The following is a 26776-nucleotide window of genomic DNA, read 5'->3' as shown; positions in this document are numbered from 1 at the left end:
GTAACTTTACCTCTCACCGATGCCGATCATGCGGGGACTCCAGTAACGTTGCCTCTCACTGATGATGATCATGCGGGGACTCCAGTAACTCTGCCTCTCACTGATGACGATCATGCCGGAACTCCAGTAACTCTGCCTCTCACCGATGCTGATCATGCGGGGACTCCAGTAACGTTGCCTCTCACCGATGCGCCAGTAGTAGCCACGCCGGTAATAACTGAGCTTGTACCGGAGATAGAAGTGGAAGTTGTAATAGAAAACGACAATGAATAGCGACTCTGCAATTAACTATTTCGCTCCTTTGGCTACACCAGCTGATGGAGTTTTTTTTTACGTCGCAGATAAATCGCAGATAAATCGCAGATAAATCGCAGATAAATCGGCTGGCGCATCGGGCGGGGTTGCTATTGCAAAAATATTATGCTATGATGAATTCTACACCATAATATTTATGGGAGTTTTTTATACGCAAGGAGTAGTGGCTGTGGGCAAAACAATTTTATCTATTCAGGGCCAGAAATTTTTTATTAATGAAGCATTAGTTTATAGCGATATTTCTGATGTTAACGAAAAGATGCTCGGCACCTTGATGAATGCAAGGTTTATTCAAGGTGTTTTTGATAGCGAAAACCGCCATCTGTTTAATCGATATGGTAAGGCGTTCGACGCTAATACTAATACGGACGAGCTTATTGCAGCTCTACCGGCATGGTACGAAAAAGGTCTTCGGGCTATTACGGTAGGTCTTCAAGGTGGCGGAAATTGCTTTACTATTGCAGGTGGAGATCTCAAAAATAATCCATATTCTGCGGATGGATCGTCGACTGATCAGGCGTATTTAGATAGGTTGATGCGTATTATTGAGGCTTGTGATGAGCTGGGAATTATTGTCATTGTAAGCTATTTCTATGCGGCTAATATTACGGAGCTTAACGGAGCGCAGGCGGTAATTAATATTGTAACAAATATGACCAAGTTTTTGGCGGCAACAGGATATAAAAATATCATCATAGAAATYGCTAACGAGTTTAATATTAACGRCTTTGTGAAGATGCCTATTATTCATGAATCTCAGGGAATGGTTGCTTTGTTGCATCTGGCAAAACTCTACAGTGACGGCATCCCCGTTGGTTGCAGTGGAGGGGGCGGCTTTACAAATGAGGAGGTGTGTAAGGCTAGCGATGTAGTCATAATTCATGGCAACGGCGAATCGAGATCTCGATTATATAACCATATTAAATTGGCTAAGAAATACGCTCCCGATAAGCCAATTCTCATTAATGAAGATTCGCAGGCAATCGGTCAGCTAACTGTGTGCGAAGAGGAAAGCGTTTCGTGGGGCTATTATAACAATATGACCAAGCAGGAGGTGCCGACATATTGGGAGATCACAAAGGGTGAGGACCAATTTTTTGCTTTTCGTATGGCTCAAATGTTGGGCATTGCGCAATCTGAGATACCAGAAGATGAGCAAATTTATTTTCAGGGGCTAGAGGATCAYATCCACAACAATGGAATGCGATTCCCTCGCATCGCCTCGCTGTATCCCGAGAAAATCGATTATGTGAAATTTTATGAAAACGGTGTACTTGTTTATATTTGCTATGACGAAAGTTTTACCATGAATTTCAAATGCAATTGGCAGCAGGGCGGCGTCATGACAAAAACTGGCGACGTTTGGGCAGCCGAGGTGTATTTGACCAATGGCGATATAAAGACTTTTACACATACAGTAAACAATATTTAAGTTTTGAGACCTCTCCAGTTAGGGGTCTTTTTTACTCCAACAAAAACGAGACCCCCCTAAGAAGTCTCGTCGTTATTTTTTTATGCTGTCTTATCGAATTGCGAATTATATAGATCTGCATAGAAACCGTTTTGTATTAAAAGCTCTTCGTGATTCCCTTGCTCTATTATATCTCCATCTTTTACCACCAATATTGTATCTGCATTCTTTATTGTCGAAAGCCTATGCGCTATTACAAAGCTGGTGCGCCCCTTCATCAATTCGTCCATCGCCGATTGAATTATTTGCTCCGTTCTTGTATCCACTGACGATGTCGCCTCATCTAATATCAACATCTTTCGGTCGGCTAGTATCGCTCTTGCTATTGTGATTTGCTGCTTTTGTCCCTCTGATAGGTTGATGTGGTCGTTTAAGATTGTGTTATAACCTTGCGGTAGCGTTTTAACAAAGTGATATAGCCCCACCGCTTTGATTGCTTTTTTTAGATCTTCTTCTGTTACTCCTTCTGTTGTATAGACTAAGTTTTCTCTCAAAGTTCCCTCAAACAGCCATGTGTCTTGAAGCACCATACAAAATTGCGAATGCACATCTTCTCGCTTCAAATCCTGGATGCTTATACCATCGATGAGAATTTCGCCTTTGTTTATTTCATAAAATCTCATTAGCAAATTTACAATCGTCGTTTTGCCGGCACCAGTTGGCCCTACTATTGCTATTTTTCTCCCCGGCTTTGCGGTAAAGCTAAAGTCGTGGATGATTGTCTTTTCTGGTAGGTAACCAAATTCTACATTTCTAAATTCTACTTCGCCTTGTGCTTGCTCTTCCACGGTCGCTGTTTTATCTGTTTCCTTTTCTAACTCCTCCTCTTCCAAAAAGGCAAATACCCTCTCTGCCGCCGCTGCCCCCGATTGAAGGTTTTGCATCGACTGGGCCATCTGATTTAGCGGTTGCGTAAATAATCTTATGTATAGCATAAAGGCTACTATTACTCCAAAACTTATCATGTCCGCTGACGCCATAAGCGCTCCTGTTACACATACGCATACGTATCCTAAGTTTCCAATAAATCCCATTACCGGTAGCATCAACCCCGAAAGTGCTTGCGCCGTAAACGCTGTTGTTTTTAAAGTGGTGTTATATTCATCAAATATTCTCACTGCTTCTGTCTCGCCATTGTATGCTCTTACGACTGTGTGTCCTGCGAACATTTCTTCGATATGTCCGTTTAGCATCCCCAAAGTTTTTTGTTGATTTCTAAAATGTTGCTGCGATATCTTCATTACTTTTTTCATGAATACAAAACCGATTGTTGCTGATAAGATCGCCACTATCGCTAACAGTATATTTGTCAGCACCATCATTATGATTGCCCCCACAAATAGCGTTACTGCACTTATAAATGCTCCAATTGAATTGGAGAGCGAACGCCCTATTGTATCGACATCGTTGGTTACCCTCGATAATACATCGCCCTTAGTTGTCTTAAAAAAATATTTCATCGGTAGTTTATTTATTTTCGCTGCAATGTCCTTGCGTAAGTTTTGTGCCGCTCTCTGCATCGTGTCTGCTAGCATAAATCCTTGCCAGACCGACAATACGTAATTTATCACATAAATCAGTGCAAGTGAACCGCATAAGCCCAAGATTTTTCCCATGTCTATCGTGGTATTCATCCCTTCTGAGATGGCATCCGTAACTCTCGAGAGAACTTGCGGCCCAAACACCGTAAGGACAGATGCGATAAATGAGAAGCCTATCGCAATGAGCAAAATCCATTTATACGAACTCATATAATCSARTATTTTTATTGTGATTGCTTTAAAATTTTKGGGCTTTTCTCCATGTGAAAATCCTCTTCCGGGGCCTTTTCCGCCGCCACCGCCTGGGCCGGGAACCCCGCCACCGCCTTGATKCTTATATGCTCCAAATTCATAYTCCTCTTTTTTCATGCTAATTCCTCCTCTGACAACTGTGATAGCGCTATTTGCTTATATACTTCGCAAGTTTCCAAAAGTTGGGAATGTGTGCCCATTCCAGCGATCGCTCCATCGTCTAAAACGATAATTTTATCGCAGTCTCGGATTGTGCCAATTCGCTGCCCAACAATTAGCCTGGTCGCACCTTTGCACGTTTGCTCTAATGCATTTCTAAGGACGCGATCCGTCTTATAGTCTAGTGCGCTAAATGAGTCGTCAAAAATYAGAATCGGTGGTTTCTTATATATTGCACGTGCGATTGACAGTCTTTGCTTTTGCCCACCAGAGAAATTTGAGCCACCTTGCGATACCCTACCGTTGTGCGCATCTTCGAGGGCCGCCACAAAATCTTTTGCTTGTGCTATTTCTACCGCATCTGCTAATGCATCTTGATCAAATTCACCCCCATAGCTGACATTTTCAGAAATGGTTCCCGAAAACAGTATTGCCTTTTGCGATACATATCCAATCAAATTATTTAATGCCTTCTTCTGATAGTTGCGTACATCAACCCCATTTACCAAAACTTCCCCGTCGCTAACATCGTAAAATCTTGGYACCAAATTGACYAGCGTGCTTTTTCCACAACCAGTAGAGCCAATAAACGCAACCGTTTCTCCCGCCTTYGCTGTAAAACTGATATCTTTTAGCACGTAGTCTTGCCCGTTGCCATACTGAAARCTTACGTTTTTAAACTCGATCTCGCCCTCTTTATCTTTTTCTCCTTCTTCCACAGTTCCAGAAACTATCGACGCATCTGTATTTAAAACCTCCGCTATCCTCTTGGCAGAAACGCTCGCTCTTGGTAACATCATAAAGACCATTACCAGCACCATAAACGACATTATCACTTGTATTGCGTAAGAGGAAAATACTACCATGTCAGAAAACAGAACCATTTTATCCATCCCCATTGCAGCATTGATCATCACCGCTCCTAAGAAATATATCGCCAATACCAAAAAGTTACTAGTCCCTTGAACTGTTGGCTTCAATATTGACATCACTCTTGTTGTATAAATATTTACGTCTGTTAATTTATCGTTGGCAATTTTAAATTTTGCTTGCTGATGGCTTTCGGCATTATACGCTCTAATTACGCTAAGCCCATCGATGTTTTCTTTCGTTACGCGGTTGATCCCATCGGTAAGCTCCTGTAATTGTGTAAACTTTGGTACCGCAAGCTGAATACATTTTCCTACTATAAGCAATAGTATAAATACCGCAACAACAGTCGCAACTGTCCAAACCGTATTGTTCCCCGCAATCTTGTATATAGCCCACCCAGCCATAAGCGGCGCACGGATAAGAGCTTGCATACCCATTACAACAAACATCTGAACTTGCGTAATGTCATTAGTAGTTCTGGTTATAAGACTCGCTGCYGAGAATTCATTGATTTCCTTCATCGAAAAGGACATAACCTTATTAAAAATTTTCCCGCGTACATTAAACGAAAACGTTGCAGATATGTATGATGCGACAACGGAAAYRGMCRCTGCAAGTATCAGGCCCCCAAACGAGCATAGTAGCATTAATAATCCCATGAGCAAAATCTCCCCCATGGCGCTTCCCTCGGTTTGAACCAACATCGTGATCCCAGACATGTACTCCGGAATTTTTAGGTCTAACCAAATCTGAACGCAAGTCAGGACAAATACAATTGCTATAAATCCCCAATCCTTTGGTCTCAATTCCTTTAAAATTTTTTGCATGATTTCCCTCCATTTATAATTTTATGCTTTATCAGAAGCAGTGCAAACATTCAAAATCTCTTGTTCTTGCTCTTGATTTAGCTCTCGCATTCTGCCCAAAACATAAAAGACTTTCTCCACCTCTGCCATACCAACTTCATCGATTATTTTGCCTATCGTTTGGTCCATTTGCTGATGCAACTTATTTATCGTGCTTCGGCCTTCATCGGTTAATGCAATCAAGCTAGATCGGCCGTCCTTTACATTTTGCACCTTGGTGATCAGCTTTTTATCATATAACTTTCGCAAGATAACCGTCATTCTCGCCGTGCTAACGTGCAACACCTGGCTGATGTCTTTGGATCTGACGTTTYCTCCCGATCTATTTAAAAATCTCAACACCGCGAAGGCACCTTCAGAATCACTTTTCATTTTATCAAAAACTACTTTCGGATGATTCTCATGCATGAGTTTATGTACGTGTGCTATTTCTTGTTCTGTAGCCATAGTTTTCCTCCTTTAGCTAACCCTGTTTATCACTAACTGTGTTAAGTATAATTTAATAAACCCCATTAGTCAATACCATTTTGCCATGTTTTACACTTACAGCACCTTTTAGCCAAAGCTTTGCAGCGGTACTAGCTCTTTGCACATAAAAAAAAGACTTCTCCCGAAGAAGAAGTCAGTSTGTTAATTAAGATTTGAACCAATTTTTAATGTTACTCCAAGCTGTGTTAATAAAAGTTTTCTTCGCAATGGCCGTATTTTCAGTATCCGYACCTTTTGAGAATCGATTGCGCGCCTCGCCTGATGCCAATTGATCGATTATATCATTTACCTTCTCGATRTCTGCCTCATCTAAGTCCGCTATATTCACGACAGTAATATCCAAACCTTCCACCGCTGCAAGCATCTCGACATTTGCATTATTTAACAGTAGTTTCGCATCGATCGTTATTGCTTTCAAATTTTCGAATCGATATAGTCCTGCTAATGTATTTAGATATTCCATATTTGCTAAGATCAAGTTTTCTAGTCCAGTTGCTATAAAAGTTGGTACAACATCTTCGCGTGTCAATGGYGCCATRCTTGTTGTTCTTGCATATGATACCGTCTCGCCGATGTTGGTTCCTGATAGATCCAAAGTATCTATTACAATTCCAAAATYTTCCGGTTCTCCCGATATTGCACTCACCGCACTTCTTGATGATGCCACGTCTGGCCAGCGAATTATTGTAATAGGGTTGTTTGATATATCTATCTTCGGTGTTTTCCCAGGTCTTAGTAATGACGTATACGCTGATAAATCTAGTACTTGTATATTGTTGTCGTTGATATATAGCTCCGAAACTGTGTCCGCTACRCTATCAAATTCTGTAATATTGCGTAGCTCATTAAATGCTAGATCCAAAACTGTTAGACCTTCGAAAATATATTCRYCTGTATTTGTTAGTGCATTTAATCCTTCAACTTCTTTGATGCCATATCCAGGCAAGCTCAATTCTTTGTCCATTTCGTTAAAYTGTGCCTTTATTTTGTCTCCATCTACAAATCCGTCATCGTTCATATGCTTTTCTGGTGTAGATCCCAAATAGAATTCGTTTGCTAATGCTTTCATTAAYTTATTGTTYACMGCAATCTTGTTTGTAAAGTTGCCATTTGCTTCCGGTAACTTCTCTTCTACTGCTATGCGTACAAAGAATGTTGTCATTTGGTACCARTCTTGCGCTTGGTACGTAATTAAATAAGTGCCCGGTTCTCTCGTAATGCCATTYACTCCGAGTCCAAATGCTTCGCCGTTTTTCGTAAYTGTTGCTCTAAATCCGTCGTTACCATTCCAAGCCGGGTCGCTGTCGTCTCTGTCTGTTCTYAATCCGCCTAATGGGTCCATAGCTCTAACTGTAATATCCAATTTATCACCTACAAAATGACTAAGTTCCACAATCTCTCCTTCATTGGTTAATCGTTCGTTATAGTAAATTGCCGGAGCAACGTTATCGTTAACCGCCAGTATGATTTCTATCATGGCCACATTGCCGGCCTCGTCGGTCGCTGTATAATAAAGACTATACGTTCCTGAGAAGTTCATAATGGTATCGAGGGTTCTAGGAGTTGCAGTATATTTTCCTCCAGTACTGTTCCAGCCCCAGTTTGATATCCCCGCAAATTTCACTTCCACTTCGCCGTCTTTTTCATCCACCGCCGCAAATTCTAAATCTAAGTTTTCGAAGAAATTTCGTGCTACATTATTTTTCGCAACAGGAGGATAATACATTTTGCCATCGCTTCCGCTAATTCCAGGCGACATTTCTGCTGGCTTATTCGGAGTTCCTACTGGCGTTGTCGTCCATGCGTTCGTTGTTGACGAAAGCGTTTTTCCTCCTTTAGAATCGTTTACTGTAATTACTGGTGGCGTCGTATCTGTAACCGGAACCACTGCAGCTTTTACGTCTATCGTTAGAACTAGCGGTGGCGCGATATTGCCCACAGAGTCCACTGCGTTATGCGTTATTACATATTTTCCAGCAGTTTTGGTGATCTCTTCGAAATCTCCGTTGTAGGCACTACCATTTTTGGTAATCGTTCTRACTACTTTAACTGTACCATCTTTATTATCTGTTGCTGTTTTAATATCAGGAACTATGAAATCTGATCCCGCTTCTATTTCAAATGTTGTCTCTCCGGTATATCCAAATTGCGGAGCTAGCGTATCGATAACTGCAATGGTGATCACTTTCGGAACGGCTTCGTTTCCTGCCTTATCCACTGCGCTATAAACTATTTCGTAGTTGCCCATGTATCTCGCAATATTTTTGAGTTCTCCTAAATATGGCATTGTTAAGCCATTATACTCTCGTGTCGCTTTCACTTTTACCGGTACGTTTCCATCCACTTTGTCTGTTGCTTTATATCCTTGTGGTAATGATACCGATCCACCCACTTGTACTGTCTGATTTTGGTTGACATTCGTCACGATTGTTCCTTTATAATCTGTAAAGTTGACAGTCGGAGCTTCTTTATCGGTTGTTGGAGGAATCGGATCTACCGGCGGTAAAACGTCTCCGGTTACTTTCAATGAATGTACATACATCGCTGTTCCCGTTGCGTCTTTTGCCGTATACACAATCGTGTATTCTCCTGCTGTTTTGGCAAGGTCGCCTAACTCTGTATTTGTGATGTTATAATTAATCACTTCGTTATTTTTTATCACATATATCTTCAACAACCCGGTAGTTTCTATTGCAGGTGGCGTGAACACTTTTCCAGCTTCTACCTCTGGAAGCGCTACAGCTTTTGTAATCGGATACGTCGGAGTTTTGCCACCCACAGTGATTGCAGGTGCGCTGTCCCCAGCTGCAGGGCTGACGATTGCTAGTGTGTTAATTGTTGCCTCATTTGCGGAGCTGTCCTTTGCGGTATATCCAAATTCATAAACACCAACTTCATCGTAGTTATACTTAGCCGCCAAATCTGCTTTCGATACTTTCTCTTCTGCTAGTGCTTCGCCATTAATCTTAACATTTCTATAGATTCCGGCGTCTTCTCCCTTAAATTTATCTGCTGTTAAATCGCCATCCACATTGTCGGTGGCAACAACTCCCTGAGTTAATCCCTGACCTTTATACTTGTAGATCATGTAGTCGGCAGTATTCTCGTTGAGAGCTATCGTTGGTTTAGTTACATCTACTTCTGTACCTATCGAAATGTTGATCGTGTATTTTGCAGGTGCTTTATCAGTATATAAGAACCARTCCACAACTTCTAAATTCACCACAATTTGATCCCCATTTTTTGATCCCGCTACTGCAGCTTTGATTGCCGCTACTGCGTCGGTTGTATTTGCGACTATTTCATCCCCMACAGTTGCTTGTGGCATCGTCGTTACCGGAGTTATCTCTGTACCATTTTTAGTTATCGAATATTTTGCCCATCTCAAAGCTCCATCCGATACAGATAAAGTTGGATTGTACGCACCCACATCTGCAGGCGCGATCGTTACGCTCTTAGTATCTCCCGCTGCCATCGCCGCTCCACCGTAGGAAACTTCTGCCTTCTCAAATTCTTGTGAATACAACATCACTGCCATAGAAGTTTCGTTGCCAACTTCGTCTGTTGAAGTTATCGTAACTCGATAGTTTCCTGCCTTATTCATAACGGCCATCATATCCTCAAATTTGGTAACGCCTCTCTCATCGTGTACTTCATACTTATAAGTTACAGCTCCGTCCACTTCATCTTTTGCGGTAATGGTATACGGGAATGTGTCTGCCAAATTAAATACCGCACTCGGCTTCTCTCCCAATTTATTTGATATAAATTCAAACGACGTCGCCGCATTGCCAGCCCCTTGCTTCAGTCCTTCTGCTTTAAACGTAATCACTGGCCCCGTGGCATCCACATGTATTGTTACGYTCAACGTATCGTTGTTGGTTCCATCGCTTACAGTATAAGTTATTACATAAGTTGCTTCTTCCGCACTAGTGATTCCTGCTACTCCAGCTGTAAATGCTTCGCCGTTCTTCGTCACAGTAGTTTTGATATCTGCAGTAACATTATCTGTGCCGTCCATAGCTGTTGCCGTAAGAGTTGGAATTGCGCCGTCTTTCTTCACTTTCACAGTAAAGTCGTCAGTATGCTCAGTGGTTCCATCGTTTACTGCTATTTGAGGTACAGTTGTATCCACACCAGCCGCCACATATTCCAATGCTATATTAAAAGTTTGGTCTGGCACATTGTATGCCTCTGTTACAAATTTCACAGTAAACTTATCTCCAACTGCTGGAGCTTCCAACGCAGTGCTGATGTCAGTAATCGCCTTTGGAAGGTCAGCCATCTTTCCAGTAGTAGGTGCCAAAATCTCACTGCCGCCTACTTTAGTTACAGAATACGTAAATTGATTTAGTGAATCTTCAATAATTTCGATCGTCGGTGCGTATGGCATTCCTACATTCAACTTGTGCTCTATTTCATTCGTAACCTCGTTATACGTCTTTCCATTATATACGAATTTTACAGGAACATATTCTTTCACAGTTAGCTTAACAATCATTTCTGCAGTATTTCCGGCATCATCAGTTGCTCTGAAAGTTACAAAGTAATTGCCTTTCTTTTTGGTGATATCTTCCAATTTTTCAAGAGTCATCGGAGGTTCAGTAATTTTATTCTCGCTTACTTCCCAGGTCAGTTCAACATCTTTTGAGATATTGTCTGTGACGTTTGTTGTAACCGTAATAATATCTCCTTGAGTCATGCTCTCAAACATCGTAAACATAGTGTCCCCGTTAGGATACGGATTAGCGCTACTAAATGTCTGAGGCTCTCCTGGTGTTTCCTCTTTGCCATACTTGTATCCGCTAAATGTAAACGTAATCACAGGCTTTTCGTCATCCGCTACAGCCTTAACCACTACTTCTACTTCCTTCGGTTCGGCCTTATTTCCAGCAATATCTTTTGCGGAGTAAATAATTCGATGCGTGCCTACTTTGTTTGTATCAACAGTAGTACTAATTTTGTTATCTGGGTCCATAACCGCCACGTTAACAGTAACTACGTCGTCTCTATCATCAGTTGCACTAGGAACTGGCGGCATAGTGAATGCCCCCCCTTGAGCCACTTCATATTTAAGCGGGTCTGGATCAGCTATAATCGGAGCTATCTCATCTGGAGTTGCGACAACATTTACAGTTAGGAAAAACTCGGCATAGTCGCCTCTAGTTGCATGTAAATAACCTTGCCATTGAGATGCGTAATACGATAACTTATGCGTACCTTCTTGCGTACCCAACACTTTAACCATATCCCATATTTGAGCATCGGTATAAACTTTGCCTGCCGAAGCTCCTGTGTCATCTAATTGATATGGCTGTTGTGTTGCAGCAAGCACTAAATCATTTCCACTGGCATCTTTATGCGGAAGTACTTGGGTCTCAACTCCAGCGATAGTGCTCACAATCTTCACTGGCGCCTTTCCTGCTCGCAATGAATTATCATACGGTACGACGTTTGGTGCGAGAGTTCCGGTCGCCTCCACTACATGCTCGATAGTAGCCTCTGCTAAATCATCTTGCAATACGTCTTCAAAATAAAATACTGGTTTTTGATTATCTTGAATAACGGTAGTATACATAAACATAGATGATTTGGTTGGGTCATTCTTGTTGGTTGCTTTAACAGTTGTTGTGTAATAAGCCGGAGTTTTAAATATGTCCTCTAGCGGTACAGTTTGAGATAAGTTGGCAATGCTCGCGGTATAATCCACTTGAAGATCTGCCTCGATATCTGTTGTGTGAGTAATATCCAGAGTTTCTGGGGTATCGGTCATTAACCTAAATACTTGCTTTCCGGCTACTACCGGATTTCCAGTTCGCTCATCTGTTACAGTAATCACCGGAAGCCCTGTCGCATCTACCGCTTCTTCTGAAACTACAATTGTCATCGTCAATGTGTCTGTTGCAACTCCGTCTGTTGCAGTATAAACAGCTTTATACGTTCCCGGTGTTTTTGTAATGTCAGGGAATTTGTTATCCTTAATAATAGTATTTGATTCATCGGTAACAATTCTGGTAAGTTTTGCCATTGCAGCGTTCTCGACCATAGTTACATTAACAATCAAAGCTTCATTTTTCTTAAGATTTAGCGTTTGCGTATCTCCCGCATCTACGCCGTTGTAATATATAACCGGCGGGATATCATCCACTACTTTAATTTGAACATCCTTTGTCGCTTCATTTCCATATGCGTCCCTTGCTAAGAATATTACAGAATACGTACCACTCAAGCTAGTCACGGTGGYTTCTGTCCACGYGTTATCAGTATTAAGGAATCCGCCCTGTCTTCTAATAATGGAATACGTCGTATCTAATTTCACTCCGTTTTCATCTGTTGCGACAATAGCCGGAATCACAAACTCCTCGCCAACGTYAAACTCAAGCTTCGCATCTGGTGGMATCGTAAATGTAATTCCTTCGGCAACTGCCTCTGTGATGGTTACCGTAATAACAACCGGTTCGGACACATTGTTCTCCGAGTCTGTTGCAGTATAAGTAAACGTAAACACAGTCCCCACTTCTGCAGCTGTATCAAAAGCAGTCTCAGTTCCGTTGACGCTCACTTTGTATGTTGCAGTAACTTCGCCGTCTTCCACATCGGTAGCTTTCAATTCAGGTATATCAAATTTTCCGCCCTGAGCGACATCGTATTCTAATATATCTGGTACAGTAATCACTGGTGCGTTCGCCGCTGGAGCCACAGTTAGCGTCTGTAAGAACATTCCCGCTTTTTCTGGATTGGCGTTATCCACTGCCATATATCCAATCGTATATACGCCCTCTTCATTWGCAAGCGCCTTCACATCGTCGATTGTCGCATCGCCGTTTACCATTGTTACATCGAGTGTCTCTTTTTCTCCTGCAGATTTTAATATTGCTATTTTTAATGTAGCATCTGGTGGAATAACAACATTCGGCGTATACGCTTTACCTTTCGTTGTTTCTACAGCTTTAAACTCCATCTTGGTGCCTTCAGCATTTGTATATGCAGCTTCGGCGCCATCTACTGTAATGATTGGATTTTCTGCTTGTTGTGATTTGTTAGGAGTCGTAAATACATACACTGTAGATTTAATCGCATTGCTATCTTTATCTGAAACTTCATATACATACTGGTGCAATCCAAATGTCGCTGCCTTGCCTGTGTCATCATCGGCGCCAGTTGCTCCCATAAATGTTGCCTGAATTTCGCCTGCAGGGTTAATAAGCGTACGTTTCGTTTTGCTGATCAAGCTTCCATCTTCTCTATCGGTTGCCGCAAATGGGAAAAATGGTCGAGCTTTGGTACTGATTGTAATAATATCTTTTGTTGCCACGTTGTTGATTCCGAAGGACGGCTCTGCTTGATCATGGGCAGTAGTGTGAATATGCGTCAAAGCCTGAGAACCCTTAGCGTTTGTTGCCGTAAAAGTAGTTGTTATTACGTTTACTCTAGTTTTGGATACAGGAATACTTCCGTGTGAAGCCGATTGTTTCCAATCAGAGATCTGTGCACTCGTATCGTCCAGTAAAGTTTTGATATGATCTTCAGTTGGAGCCGCTGCAGCTAAGTCGGTGGTAATTTCTTCCTTTAAAGTCGAGCCATCTGCGAATTTTGGTCCATCAGTAACTACATTTATGGTCCCTACAATAGTCTTATTTAATGTAGAATCGAAAGTATCTTCYGCAACAAAGGTTAAAGTATAAGTTCCTGCCGCATTTGTTATATCCTCGATACTTCCGGTCCAAGCATTGTCGCCCACTTTCTTAACTGTAGGACCAGATGCATCAATATCGACTCCTTCGTCTGTTGCCGTTGCTTGAATAAGCGGCAAGATGTCTAACATTTTAAATGTCAACTCAAAATCTTCGATATAAGACTTAGTTTCATCGGTTACAGTTAACACTGGCGCAGTATTTTCACCCGCAGTTACTGTTATTTCCTCGATATATGCCCCAGCTTTTGTAGGGTCAGTCTTGTCAATAGTCATATATGCGATAGTAAAGATTCCTGCGGTCCTTGCAAYAGTTTTAACATCGTCGATCGAACCATTCAATGTCACTACTTCTACATCTCTATTTGGACCTACTGGTGTTGTAGATAGCACGATAGTCTGAACCGAACTATTCACAAACGGATATACCACCTCAGGCATGAACGGCGTATATTGCGCAAGCGTCCTCGTCTCCACAGTTAGCTTATCTGGAGCAGTATATGTCGGAGTTTTGCCATCCACAGTAATCTCCAATTTATTTGGATCATCTTCCTTCGGCACCGCAATGCTAAAGAACGTCGCATCTTCTGTATGCCCATCGCTATCTGTTATCTCATGTCTATGCTGATACAAACCAAACTGATCAACTTTTGCTTCAGTTGCAGAATCTTTATAGCCTGTGTAAGTGCCAATAACTTTGCCATCAGGGCCGGTTAGCGTTCTTGTGGTAGAAGGAATTAAGCTTCCATCTTCCCTATCTGCTGCTGCAAACGGATACCATTCCTGACCTTTTACTATCGGCAAAATATTATCCTTTGCAGTCGTGTTGAATATATAGAACGCAGGCTCCTCCTGATTTAGTGCCAATGTGCGTGTATAAACTAGATCATTTACTTTTCCATCTAATGTTGCCGTAAACGGAATGCGTACTACATTAACTTTGTTATTTAAAAATTTACTGTTATATCCCCACATAACTTTTCCAGGAGTAACAGTTACGTCCGGGTCCTCTGCGAATTGAGTATCAAGCATGCTCTTTAGAGTGGCCGCCAGATCTGCTGCCTCTATCGACGGAGCGTTTGGATCGATAGAGTTCAAATGGATATCCTCTTTCTCGAGTTCGCCATTAGCAAATGTTGGAGCACCCACCACCACTGCCGCTTTCACAGTTACATTAATAATCATCTGCGTTTCGTTGGTTCCATCAAAAGCTTTAATATCAATTACATACGCAGTGTCCGCCGCTGCCAACTTATTAAGCTCAGCTTTTAGGGCCGTCGCGATATCGGCAGCCGTTGCCCCCGTAATTGCTACACCAGCAAGCGTAACAGTAGGCACAATAGTAGCCTTATCAGTAACAGTAATCGACACCTCTGGTGCAGTCATAGCCGTCATTTCAAACGCGCCAGTAGTAGGAGTCGCACTTTGAGCGTTTAGACTAAATTTGCCTGCAGTAAAGTCGATACTCGGAAATACGGTATCTGGTTCGCTCTCTACAACTGTAACAGCCACTGATTGCTGGTCTGCTCTATTTCCTGCTTGGTCTACCGCATCATAACGAATCTTGTACTCGTTAAGTTTAGACGTATCGACCGCATCAACAATCACGCCTTCCTCTTCAAGCGCAATTTTATTTTCGTCCGTCAAAACAATTGCCATCAACTCGGCAATCTCCGCAGTTTCCAATCCTGTCACATCATAAATCGTAGTTATAACCGTTAATCTGTCTGTGCTATTATCAGTTACAGCTGGCACTGGAGGCATCTCAAACTCATCGCCCTTATTCACATCAATTTTAGCATTAGCCGGAGCCGCGATCACTGGTTTTTCGGTATCCGCGCCTGGTGCCACTGCCAACGCATCTACATTGATGGTCACTTCTGCACTTTTGTCGATTCCCAGAGCAATACCTTGCTGCCAATCTTTTGCCACAAATCGTAGCTTATACTTTCCTACGGTCTCTCCAACTTTATTTAGCGAATCTACAAATCCTGTACCCGCAGTTTTGTCGTTAAACTTAATCAATGCCGATTCGGCACCACCCGGAGGCGTAATATGAACTCCCGATCCACCAGCATTTAGCGAGTTGTCTGTTATTGAAATATCGKYGGCATTAAATCTCTCTGTTGGGTTTAACGTAATATCAAGCGYCCCTTTATTTGGTATTGCTTCTCCTTTATAACTAATTATCGGAACACTGGTGTCCACAATTCTAATATTAATGCGTCTTACCGTCGCCTTGTCACCATCTTTAGCTTGTAGAGTAACGGTGTAATACCCTGGCACATTTAAGAATTGCTCTATAGTTGAAAATTGCGTATTGTTATCATGCGTAATATTGGAAACTATAACCTCCAGCGGTGTTGCTGCATCTGATTTGGTAGCGGAGTATTGTACCAATTTCTGGAATTCTTCTACAGTGGTATTCATCGCGACTTCGTGGTTATAAGGCTTCGTACCTCCAGTATCTTCGTCCTCGCTTCTAACAATGCCGTTCTTATCTCTAATCGTAATGATCGGCGCGTTTTCTACCGCTTCTGGAGTCCCATCTTTAACTTCAATCTGAATATAAATAGATCTCCAATTGATAACGTCATTAGCGGAGTAAATAACAGTGTAATCGCCCGCTACTTGATTTGGAATTTCCGAAATATCGATTTCCTTTCCCTCTACCTTAAATTTTGGTGGCAAACTTCCGGATGGCGTGCCCGGAGCAATTAATCCTGGATATATATCAAATCTAATTGCAGGTACAGGAGTATTCGCATCAGTTACGGTAATTTCTGGTGCATATACCGATCCCTTGATCAAAGCCTTCTCCCCGGTCAATGCGATCAACGCCTGATTTGCTTGTTCAACTCCGTTATACAAAATCACCGGTGCTGTCGCATCAGTAACGTTCACCGTAATCGTATAAGTTCCCGGTACACCAGACGCAGATGTCGCGCTATAAATTATTCTATATGTTCCGGAAATATTGGTGAGCGCATCTTCGCGTATAATAGAATTGGTCTTGTTTAAGATTGTTCTTTTCACCTCAAGCGGCTTTTGTAAATACCCATCAACCGCAGTGACATCTGGTATAGTAAATTCCGAACCAGACTCTATTTCATACATAGGCTCTCCCGGATTAAAGAATATCGCGCCAGCCATTTCCGCAACTACTTCAACAGTAATTGTATATGGAGCCGATGTCGCACCAGCAGAGTCAGTTGCTGTATAAGCGACAGTATATACGCCCTCCACTGCAATCATATCAGCAAGACTAGTTATCGGATTATTGCCAGAATCTGTAATTGCGTGAGTCACGGCAACCTCTTTATTTGCAGCATCGTCTTCTTTATCAGTTACGATAGGAGTTGGAAATACAAATAATTCGTCATTGAGAAGTACTGTATATTTATTTTGACCTAACGGAGTGATTTTTGGCGCAGTGTTCGCGGCGGTTACAGTTAAAGTAATCGTTAAAGTATCGGTTAAAGTTGGCTCAGTCGCATCAGCTGCTGTAATCACGATCGTATGCGGACCAATAGGCAACGCCTTGATTGCGTTATCAAATTCTGCTGGTGTATGAGGTACAGCTGGAGCTCCGTCTATAGAATAAGTCAGCTTTGCATCAGTCTCATTAGTAGTAATCGCCTTTAACGTTCCGCCCACTTCGATAGTTTCGATTATTGTATCAGTCGGTGCTCCATCATAAGAAATTACTGGTGCCACATTCGCGGCGGTTACAGTTAAAGTAATCGTTAAAGTATCGGTTAAAGTTGAATCAGTCGCATCAGCTGCTGTAATCACGATCGTATACTGACCAGCAGTCAACTTCTTGATTGCGTTATCAAATTCTGTTTGTGTATGAGGTAAAGCTGGAGCTCCGTCTATAGAATAAGTCAGCTTTGCATCATTCTCATTAGTAGTAATCGCCGCTAAAGTTTCGCCCGCTGTAATCGAAAGCTCTTTTGTATCTCCAGCATCTGCTCCATCATAAGAAATTTCTGGTGCCACATTCGCGGCAGTTATAGTTAAATTAATCGTTAAAGTATCGGTTAAAGTTGGATCAAGCGCATCAGTCGCTGTAATCACGATCGTATATTGACCAGCAGTCAACTTCTTGATTGCGTTATCAAATTCTGTTTGTGTGTGAGGTAAAGCTGGAGCTCCGTTTATAGAATAAGTCAGCTTTGCATCATTCTCATTAGTAGTAATCTCCTTTATAGTTACGCCCTCTGCGATCACTACAATGGTTTCATTAGTCGGTACTCCGCCATAAGAAATTTCTGGTGCCACATTCTTAGGTATAATAATAATCGTCGCTTTTAGCGTGCCCGTATTAGTTCCATCGCTTACAGTATAAGTGATCACATACGTCGCTACTTCGGCGCTGGTAATTCCTTCCACTCCAGCTGTAAATGCTTCGCCGTTCTTCGTCACAGCAGTTTGGATATCAGCGGTAATATCAGTTGTTTCATCCATCGCTGTTGCCGTAAACGTTGGAATAGTCTCTCCTACTTCCAGCTCTACCTCAAAGTTTTTGATATGAGCAGTAGTTCCATCATTTACAGTAATTTGCGGTACACTTGTATCCACATCAGCCGCCACATATTCCAATGCTATATCAAAAGTTTGGTCTGGCACATTGTACGCTTTTGTTACAAATTTCACAGTAAACTTCTCTCCCAATACTGGAGTTCCCAACGCAGTGTTGATATCAGCAATCGCCTTTGCAATGTCGCTCTTTTCGGTAGTAGGTGCCAAAATCTCACCGCCACCTACCTTATCTACAGAATACGTAAAGTTGTCTAGTGAATCCTCAATAATTTCGATCGTCGGTGCGTATGACTCTCCTACCTTCAATTTGTGCTCTATATCATTTTTAACTTCTTTATACGATTGCCCGTTATAGACAAACTCCGCCGGAATGTATTCTTTCACAGTTAGCTTAACAATCATTTCTGCAGCGTTTCCGGCCTCATCAGTTGCTGTGAAAGTTACAAAGTAATTGCCTTTCTTTTTGGTGATATCTTCCAAATTTTCAAAAGTCGTCGGAGGTTCAGTAATTTTATTCTCGTGTACTTCCCAGGTCAGTTGAACATTTTCTGAGATATTGTCTGTGACGTTTGTTACAACAGTAATAATATCTCCTTGAGTCATGTTCTCAGCCATCGTAAACATAGTTTCCCCATCAGGATAAGTATCAGCGCTACTAAATGTCTGAGGCTCTCCTGGTGTTTCCTCTTTGCCATACTTGTATCCGCTAAATGTAAACGTAATCACAGGCTTTTCGGTATCTACCGCTTCTGACACAGTTACAGTAACTACAACTTCATTCGATTTAGCGTTCTCGGAGTCGGTCGCTACAAATGTTACTTTATAAACTCCAACTTTCGATAGCATTGTCGCAACATCTTCTATAGGTGCATCCGTGGAATCTTTGATTGTATGAGTTACAGAAATCGGTTTGCTTGCCGCATCGTCCTCTTTGTCTGTTGCATTCAATTCTGGTAACGCAAAGTCTACTGCACCTACAGTGGCAGTTACATTGGCATCTTCAGGATTTTTCAAAGCCAATACCGGCGCTTCGTTTGCAGGATCTGTTACTGTAACAGTAATTTCAACTGGGTCAGATACACCTCCCACATTGTCAGTTGCAATATATTTTACGGTGTATATTCCAGCTTTTTCCACCATCTTTGCAACGTCGGCAACTATCGCGTTATCGGCATCGTAAATCGTAGAAGTAGCTGTTAGAGTGCCATCCTCAGGATCTTCCGCGTTTACAGTTGGTAAGGTGATTACTGTTCCTACAGTTGTAGTAAGCTTTGTCTCGGTTGGCGGTGTAATAACAGGCTTTTCATTTGCCGTTACTGTCACCAACTCTGCGTATACGCCACCCTGTCCTCCAGCGGACTCTGCGGTGAGAATTACGAAATACCTTCCAGGCTCTTCAACATTTAACGATTTATAATCGATATCGGTTGGCGATACGTTATCCACATTGTTAGCGCCATTCAGCTTAAATACTCTACCAACTACTGCCGCCGGGTCTGCTCCTTCTGTTATTGTAATATTCTGTGCATACGGCTGATGTTGCGCCAAATCAACTCTCGGTACAGTGGTGTCTTTTAGTGGCCATGTCGAAATCGCTCTACCATCTACAGTAAATAGCGGAGTTCCAGGAATCACGACGGTATCGTTACTGTTAGCTATCGGCGATGCCACAAACGTATAATTCAAACTTGCCATATTGCTATCAGAATCTAGCAGTTCATAATATATCTCATACGCACCAGGTCCTTTATTAAACGCAACTGCAATACCACTAGCTCCCTTGTAGATATGTTGGCGAGCAACAATTTCCTCCCCAGCTTTCGATACAGTCATATATACTCCTGTTCCCTCTGCTGGCTTAAACGAGTACAAATCTCCGTCTTTTACATCTAGGGCAGTTATTCCTGGTGAAACACTGGTAGCTTTGTCCGAGAACCCTATCGTATCCCAGGCTTTTTCATTTGCCTCAAAGTGTGGATTCTCATTAGTTACATCTGGCATGATTACCACTATAATCACGAGAGTTTTTGACGAGTCTCCTGGGTGTGTATACGTCAGCGAGTATGATCCATGTTTACTTGAATCCACCTCTGCCTGATTACCTTTTCCAGTCAATTTAACTACTACCGGAGTTAATACCTCTCCTGCTGCACCGTCAACTACAGACTTCACTTCTGGTGCAGTATATGTGTCGCCCTTAGATAATGCGATCCCGGCATCTTGATTTGCGGCATTGCCATCTCGTATAAAGTCAACTCCCGCAAACGATTCTATCACTTTAATCGTTACTACAATAGTTTTATCGAGGCTAGGATCAAATCCATCCGCAACAAAATAGGTCACAGTATATTCTCCAACTTCTGCCGTATCGATATCAGCCAGCCCACCAGGTAAAACGGTTTCTCCTTTTTTAACAACAGGGTCTGCCACAGTAACATCGATTCCGTTATCCGTCGCCGTTGCGCTAAGAGTTGGTGCCGGCTCGTTTAGCATAACAGTTGTTATTGTATCTGAAGTATAATTATTTTCTCCATTTGTTACGGTCAAAACTGGCGCAGTATTCTCACCCGCAGTTACTGTTATCTGTTGAGCATATAATCCTGCGTCGTTACCACTTTTTGCCATATATACAACTTCATATTCCCCAGCTGTTTCTGCTATTGATTTTACCGCATCTACATTGGTGACTTTGTCTTTTGCTACAGTCACTTCCCAGCCAGCTTCAATAGGCTCAGATTTCAGTATCGTAATCTCCAACGTGCTTCCATCTGCGATTTCTACAGCAGGTACATAAGGTGCGTATTGCTCTATCGTTTTTTTCGGAACTGCCAGATTTATACCGTCGGTCTTATATTCAGGTGCAAGAGTGTCTACAGTTATCGACGGACCTGCTTCATATTCAGTTTTATTTGGATGTATAACACCATAAAATGTCGCGGTTGTAGAATTGTTATCACTATCTGTTACTTCATATACGTATTTGTGAATGCCATATGCATTCGCCTTGACCTTCTCTGTCGGAAGTACTGGTCCTGTATATTCTACTGTAGTATTTCCAGTAGGGTCTATTAAAGTTCTACTAGTTTGATCTATCAGCACTCCATCTGTTTTATCGGTTACAGCAAATGGGAAGAATGCACGACCCTTAGGGCTATGAACTATCGCATCTTTAGACGATGAATTAAATATTCCAAACGATGGCGCTTCCTGATCTACAATAGTGTACTGAATATAAGTTAAATTGCTAGCAATGCCGCCCGCATTTGTTGCTGTAAAAGTAGTTGTTATCACATTTACTCTTTCGCTATTAAATACCGGATTTAATCCATACGCAGCTTTTTGCGCAAAATCCGAAATTGTAGCCGTTGAATCAGATAGCAACGCGGCCAAATCGGCTTCCGTTATAACAGTTGCATTCAATTTAGTTTCCTGAACAGTTTTTGTTACCCCGCCATCTTTAAATTCTGGACCAGCCGCAGCAGTTACAGTTAAAGTAATCGTTAAAGTATCGGTGAAAGTTGGCTCAAGCGCATCAGTCGCTACGATCACGATTGTATGCGTACCAGCAGTCAACGCCTTGATCGCTTCATCAAATACTGGTTTATCATAATCAACTGCTGCCCCTTCGCCGATTTTGAAAGTCAACTTTGCATCAGTCTCATTAATAGTAATCTCCGCTAAAGTTTCGCCCGCTGTAATCGAAAGCGCTTTTGTATCTCCAACATCTGCTCCATCATAAGAAATTACTGGTGCCACATTCGCGGCGGTTACAGTTAAAGTAATCGTTAAAGTATCGGTAAAAGTTGGCTCAAGCGCATCAGTCGCTACGATCACGATTGTATGCTCACCTGCAGTCAACGCCTTGATCGCTTCATCAAATACTGGTTTATCATAATCAACTGCTGCCCCTTCGCCGATTTTGAAAGTCAGCTTTGCATCAGTCTCATTAGTAGTAATCTCCGCTAAAGTTTCGCCCGCTATAATCGAAAGCTCTTTTGTATCTCCAACATCTGCTCCATCATAAGAAATTACTGGTGCCACATTCGCGGCAGCTACAGTTAAAGTAATCGTTAAAGTATCGGTAAAAGTTGGCTCAGTCGCATCAGTCGCTACGATCACGATTGTATACTCACCTGCAGTCAACGCCTTGATCGCTTCATCAAATACTGTTTTATCATAATCAACTGCTGCCCCTTCGCCGATTTTGAAAGTCAGCTTTGCATCAGTCTCATTAGTAGTAATCTCCGCTAAAGTTCCGCCCGCTGTAATCGAAAGCGCTTTTGTATCTCCAACATCTGCTCCATCATAAGAAATTACTGGTGCCACATTCGCGGCAGCTACAGTTAAAGTAATCGTTAAAGTATCGGTTAAAATTGAATCAAGCGCATCAGTCGCTACGATCACGATTGTATGCGTACCAACAGGCAACGCCTTGATTGCGTTATCAAATACTGTTTTATCATAATCAACTGCTGCCTCTTCGCCGATTTTGAAAGTCAACTTTGCATCATCCTCATTAGTAGTAATCGCCGCTAAAGTTCCGCCCGCTGTAATCGAAAGCGCTTTTGTATCTCCAACATCTGCTCCATCATAAGAAATTACTGGTGCCACATTCGCGGCAATAGTGAGGTTGATCGTAAATTTATCTGAAAGACCTGCATTGTCTGTTGCGGTTACAACAATTTTATGAGCCCCAGCTGCAAGTGTCTTAATTTTAGTGTTCAGTTCTTCTTGAGTTGTATATGTGCCTTCGCCCTCGATAGCAAATGACCAAGTTATAGAATCATTTTCTGCGTCGACTGCTGTGATCGACTTTGTTAATTCGCCGTTTTGAGCAATGGATTCGTCTACCGTTTCGCCTGCCTCTGCCCCATCATAGTGTATCACTGGTGCACCATTAACTTTTATTGTCACAGATAACGTACCGCTTTGTGTATTGTCTATACTATCTGCAACAGAATAGGTGATAACGTACTCACCCGCCGCGTTAGAAATAGTGTCGATTCCTCCTGTAAAGTCTGCTCCATCTTTTGTTATAGAAATAGTAGGTGCGTTCACTGTTAAATCTACATCTTTTCCATCGTCTGTTGCGCTAAGAATAATTTCTGGCGCAGCATCTCCCATATTTATTTCAATTGGATTCTGGAGTATTGCTCCCTTGTATGTTGCACTAACTATAGGCATCTCGTTTGCCGCAACCACGACGGTTATCACCACAGAAGAAGTTTTGGTCTGAGGTGGCTCCTCGCTTGTCTCGTATTTTACTTCATACGTATATTTATAAGTGCCAGGATTTTTCAACGCTGTGTCAGGATCGGTTACTTCGGCATCGGTAGAATCGGTTATTTTAGCAGGAACGACTTGTGGTACTGGATTATTTTTGGTGGTATATGTGCCCTTCAATTTAGGTGCAGCTTCTCCGGCGATCATGTTGATTAGCCCATCGGCAGTAAAAGTTTTTTCGCTCTCTTCTCCTTCATTAAGAATTATTGAAAATTTAGGTGCATTAACCTCAGGGTCCTCTTTTATCAATACACTAATTTCCAGCGTCGCTTCATTTTTCGACTTGTCTACTGCAGTATAAGTAATAGTATACGTCCCTGGCTGATCAAGAGTAGTACTTGACACTTCCACTGGTGGGTCACCCATTGTCACCGTTCGAGTAGGTGTTACGTCCCCATCATAATTATCAGTCGCAGTAACAGTAAGTGTGCTTAGATCAAATGACCCGCCAAATTCAATCACATGAGTTAGCTCTCCGTCATAAGTAATTTCTGGTTTCTTGTCATCAATCACTTTAATCGTCGCTGTTAGCGTTGCGCTTTTGCTAGGGTCTTCCACATCTGCGACCGACCAAGTTGCGGTATAAGTTCCTACTTTTTTCATGAGCGCATCAAAATCAGCTATGTCCTCATTCACAGCTTCTCCGACGTCATTAATAGTTTGCGTAATCGTCAAGGTTATTTCTGACGGATTAATATCAACCTCTCCGTCCGTTGCGGATGCAACCAAGTTGTTTAGAGAGTCTGCCGTATTTCCAAAAGTTTGATCGAGGGTAAAGTCGCTAGTATAGCTTACTGAGCCATGAGAAATGGTAATTGTAGGCATAACATTTTCGATAACTTCTATAGGAATTTCCTTAGTTGAGGAAGCCGTAAATGTAGTCGAGTCTGTTGCTTGATATACGATTTTATACGTTCCAGCTTCTGCAAACGTGTATGGGTCCGTCAAAGCTTTTGCGTTAGTAAAGTCTGGCGCAGCGCCTCCTTCTGTAACCACATATTTGATAGTCACAGGATATGTGGCTGCCTGAGAGTGATCAACCATTTCTGGGTCCACAGCTGTTAGCGCTGGAACATTATATGCGATTCCTGCGAACGGAGATTTTGGAGTCTCTGAATAGTCATCAAACGTTGGTGGCTGATTTTCTAATACAGTAACAGGTTTTTTCACCGGCGCCGCTGGAATGTTTTTGTCATTCGTATAATTAACTACCAACATGTATTCACCAGGTGTCGTAGTATCGATCTTCGCAATATCTTCTCCCGCAGCATTGGTATAGGAAATTGTTATTCCTTCAGCATCGCTTGCAATTGGTTTCGAATCTACTAAAATTGATAGCGCGGTACTAGAGAGATCATATTCTGCTTCACTCATGTATGATACTTCTTCGAGATATTTGATCACATCCAGAGTTGGTGCGCCTATCGCTGTCACTGTCAAGTTGATCACAACTGGATCACTAGCCATTCCGCCTTCTCTAGTTTCATGTGCTACATAAGTGATAGTATATTTTCCGGGTAGCAGAAAAGAGAACGTGCTACCGGTTTCTAAATCTAACTCTCCTGGTGATTCAAAGTCAGCTACTTCTGTAGATCCAATTGTATATTTAATTACAAGCTCATCCCCATCAACATCGGTTGCGATAATCTGAGGAATAGGAAACGTGTCTCCTATATTCGATGTATAGTCAGCAGAAATAGAATTTTTATCCAACACAGGTTTTTCACCATCTGCTGTTACCTTAAGATCGCGAGTAACCGGTTTTGCGTCGACAACTTCATTTGTATCTGGATCTGTGTATGATGCGGTATAGGTGAATGTGTAATCCCCGGCACCGCCAGCTTTTATAGCATCTATGGCAGCAGCACCATTATCTGGAGCAGGTCCTGACGGTAAAGTGGTTATCATCAAAGCGCCTTTTTTCTCTACTGTCACTTCATAAGCAATCCCTGGATCATCATGATTCAAAGCATTATCACCATAATCAAAACTTGGATATGGCCACTTATATTGATCGATGTTCTTAAGAGCGATTGAAGGATTAGCGTCCTCAGTCAGATTAATAATCAGTTCGCCCTTTTCTAGTGAAGTAACATTTACTGTGATCACTAATGTATCTGTATTCGCAGGATCTATATGTTTATATGTGATTGTATATTGCCCCACCGCATCTTCTATAGTATCAATTGTGCCACTCCAACTTGAGTCACCAACTTTCTTAACCTCCGGAACAGGGTTCATCACTTCTGTAGCTGCAATCATAAAGTAGCTGCTTTTTAGATTACCCGCATCCAATGTAGTATCCAGAGTTGTATCTGTTGTAATCATTTGACCCTTGAATTTTCCATCTGTTATTAGAACCCCAAGACTTGGACTAGTTATAACATTCACTTCGTATACTGCTTGAGAATCGCCTTCATTTGCATAGTATGATACCGTATATGTAATTTCCTCTTCAGCGGCTCTAAGCCTTGTAAAGGCATCACGGCTCGAGCTTATTGCTAATACACCCTCTTCTTCCTGTATATCTTTTCCATTTTCAGTAATTCTTGAAAACAAAGGCAACGATGCGTCTGGATCAAGCGATACTGTTGGAAGTATGTATTCTTCTCCTGCATATATAGTCTTTCTCGTGCTAACTGCTGTATATGGGTAAGTCGCGCTTACATCAACCCGTTGACCGTCTACATATATTTCTGTTAACGAATTAATAGCAAACTCATCGGGGGAATCCTCCGAAACTTTAAAACTGTCTGGCACCATTGTCGCAATGCCACCGTTTTCTTCTGTTGATTCTTCATCGAATTCAAAGTCTTCAATATTTTCTTCTATTTCTTTCTCTTCTTGTTCAAAGAAATCTTCGTAACTATTCATAGTTTCATCTATAAAGACATCGTCAAAACTATCGCCGAAACTATCGTCGAAACTATCGTCGAAACTATCGTCAAAACTACTGTCGAAACTACTGTCAAAACTTTCATCAAAAACGTCTGCATCTCCATATGGATAAAATATTTCATCCAACAATTCTTCTTGTTCTATCATTTCTTCAAATATACCCAAGCTATCATCTAAAAAGTTATCAAACTCCATAGAATATGCTGGAATATTTAAAGTAAACGATGTAGTTGCCATGAGTAGGGCAAGCTTTCGTTGTAATTTGTTCATATTATAGTACTCCTTTTTCTTTTAACATTACAAAAAACTTTTTCACTATAACTTTGATTGCGGTAAAGCCGGATTTGGTTAAAATATGCCAACTTTACGATAAAGACATTTAACGCCCGCT

General features: G+C 41.8%; 6 protein-coding genes. 2 read left to right on the top strand and 4 right to left on the bottom strand.

The genetic code is table 11. The annotated features are described in order from the left end of the window. Together EPU_RS13925 and EPU_RS07085 are read left to right on the top strand one after the other, a co-directional pair. Positions 1–273 (top strand): hypothetical protein (locus tag EPU_RS13925; protein ID WP_010168038.1); only part of this gene is annotated, 273 nt, incomplete at its 5' end. 211 nt (positions 274–484) lie between these two features. Further along, positions 485–1747 (top strand): hypothetical protein, encoded by a 1263-nt coding sequence (locus EPU_RS07085; protein WP_029488186.1) that lies wholly within the window; start codon positions 485–487, stop codon positions 1745–1747. An 80-nt stretch (positions 1748–1827) separates the two neighbouring features. Here the strand turns inward: EPU_RS07085 and EPU_RS07080 are convergent, their stop codons facing one another. From EPU_RS07080 to EPU_RS07065, 4 genes are all read right to left on the bottom strand, one after another. After that, positions 1828–3696, bottom strand: a complete 1869-nt coding sequence (locus EPU_RS07080) for an ABC transporter ATP-binding protein (protein ID WP_029488185.1) — start codon at positions 3694–3696, stop codon at positions 1828–1830. After that, positions 3693–5438 carry an ABC transporter ATP-binding protein gene (locus EPU_RS07075; protein ID WP_029488184.1) on the bottom strand — a complete coding sequence of 582 codons (1746 nt, stop codon included), beginning with the start codon at positions 5436–5438 and terminating at the stop codon, positions 3693–3695. The genes EPU_RS07080 and EPU_RS07075 overlap by 4 nt, the downstream gene beginning before the upstream one ends. A gap of 21 nt (positions 5439–5459) precedes the next feature. Further along, positions 5460–5924, bottom strand: coding sequence for a MarR family winged helix-turn-helix transcriptional regulator (locus tag EPU_RS07070; protein ID WP_010168034.1), 465 nt, complete (start codon positions 5922–5924; stop codon positions 5460–5462). Positions 5925–6111: 187 nt separating this feature from the next. Then, on the bottom strand, positions 6112–26655 hold the full coding sequence (locus EPU_RS07065; protein WP_029488183.1) for an acyl-CoA dehydrogenase: 20544 nt from the start codon (positions 26653–26655) through the stop codon (positions 6112–6114). Positions 26656–26776 lie beyond the last annotated feature (121 nt).

It is taken from the genome of Candidatus Epulonipiscium viviparus (assembly GCF_000171335.1).
GTDB lineage: Bacteria > Bacillota > Clostridia > Lachnospirales > Cellulosilyticaceae > Epulonipiscioides > Epulonipiscioides viviparus.
The sequence above is the reverse complement of the archived record's forward strand: the minus strand, read 5'-3'. Positions and strand labels throughout refer to the sequence as shown.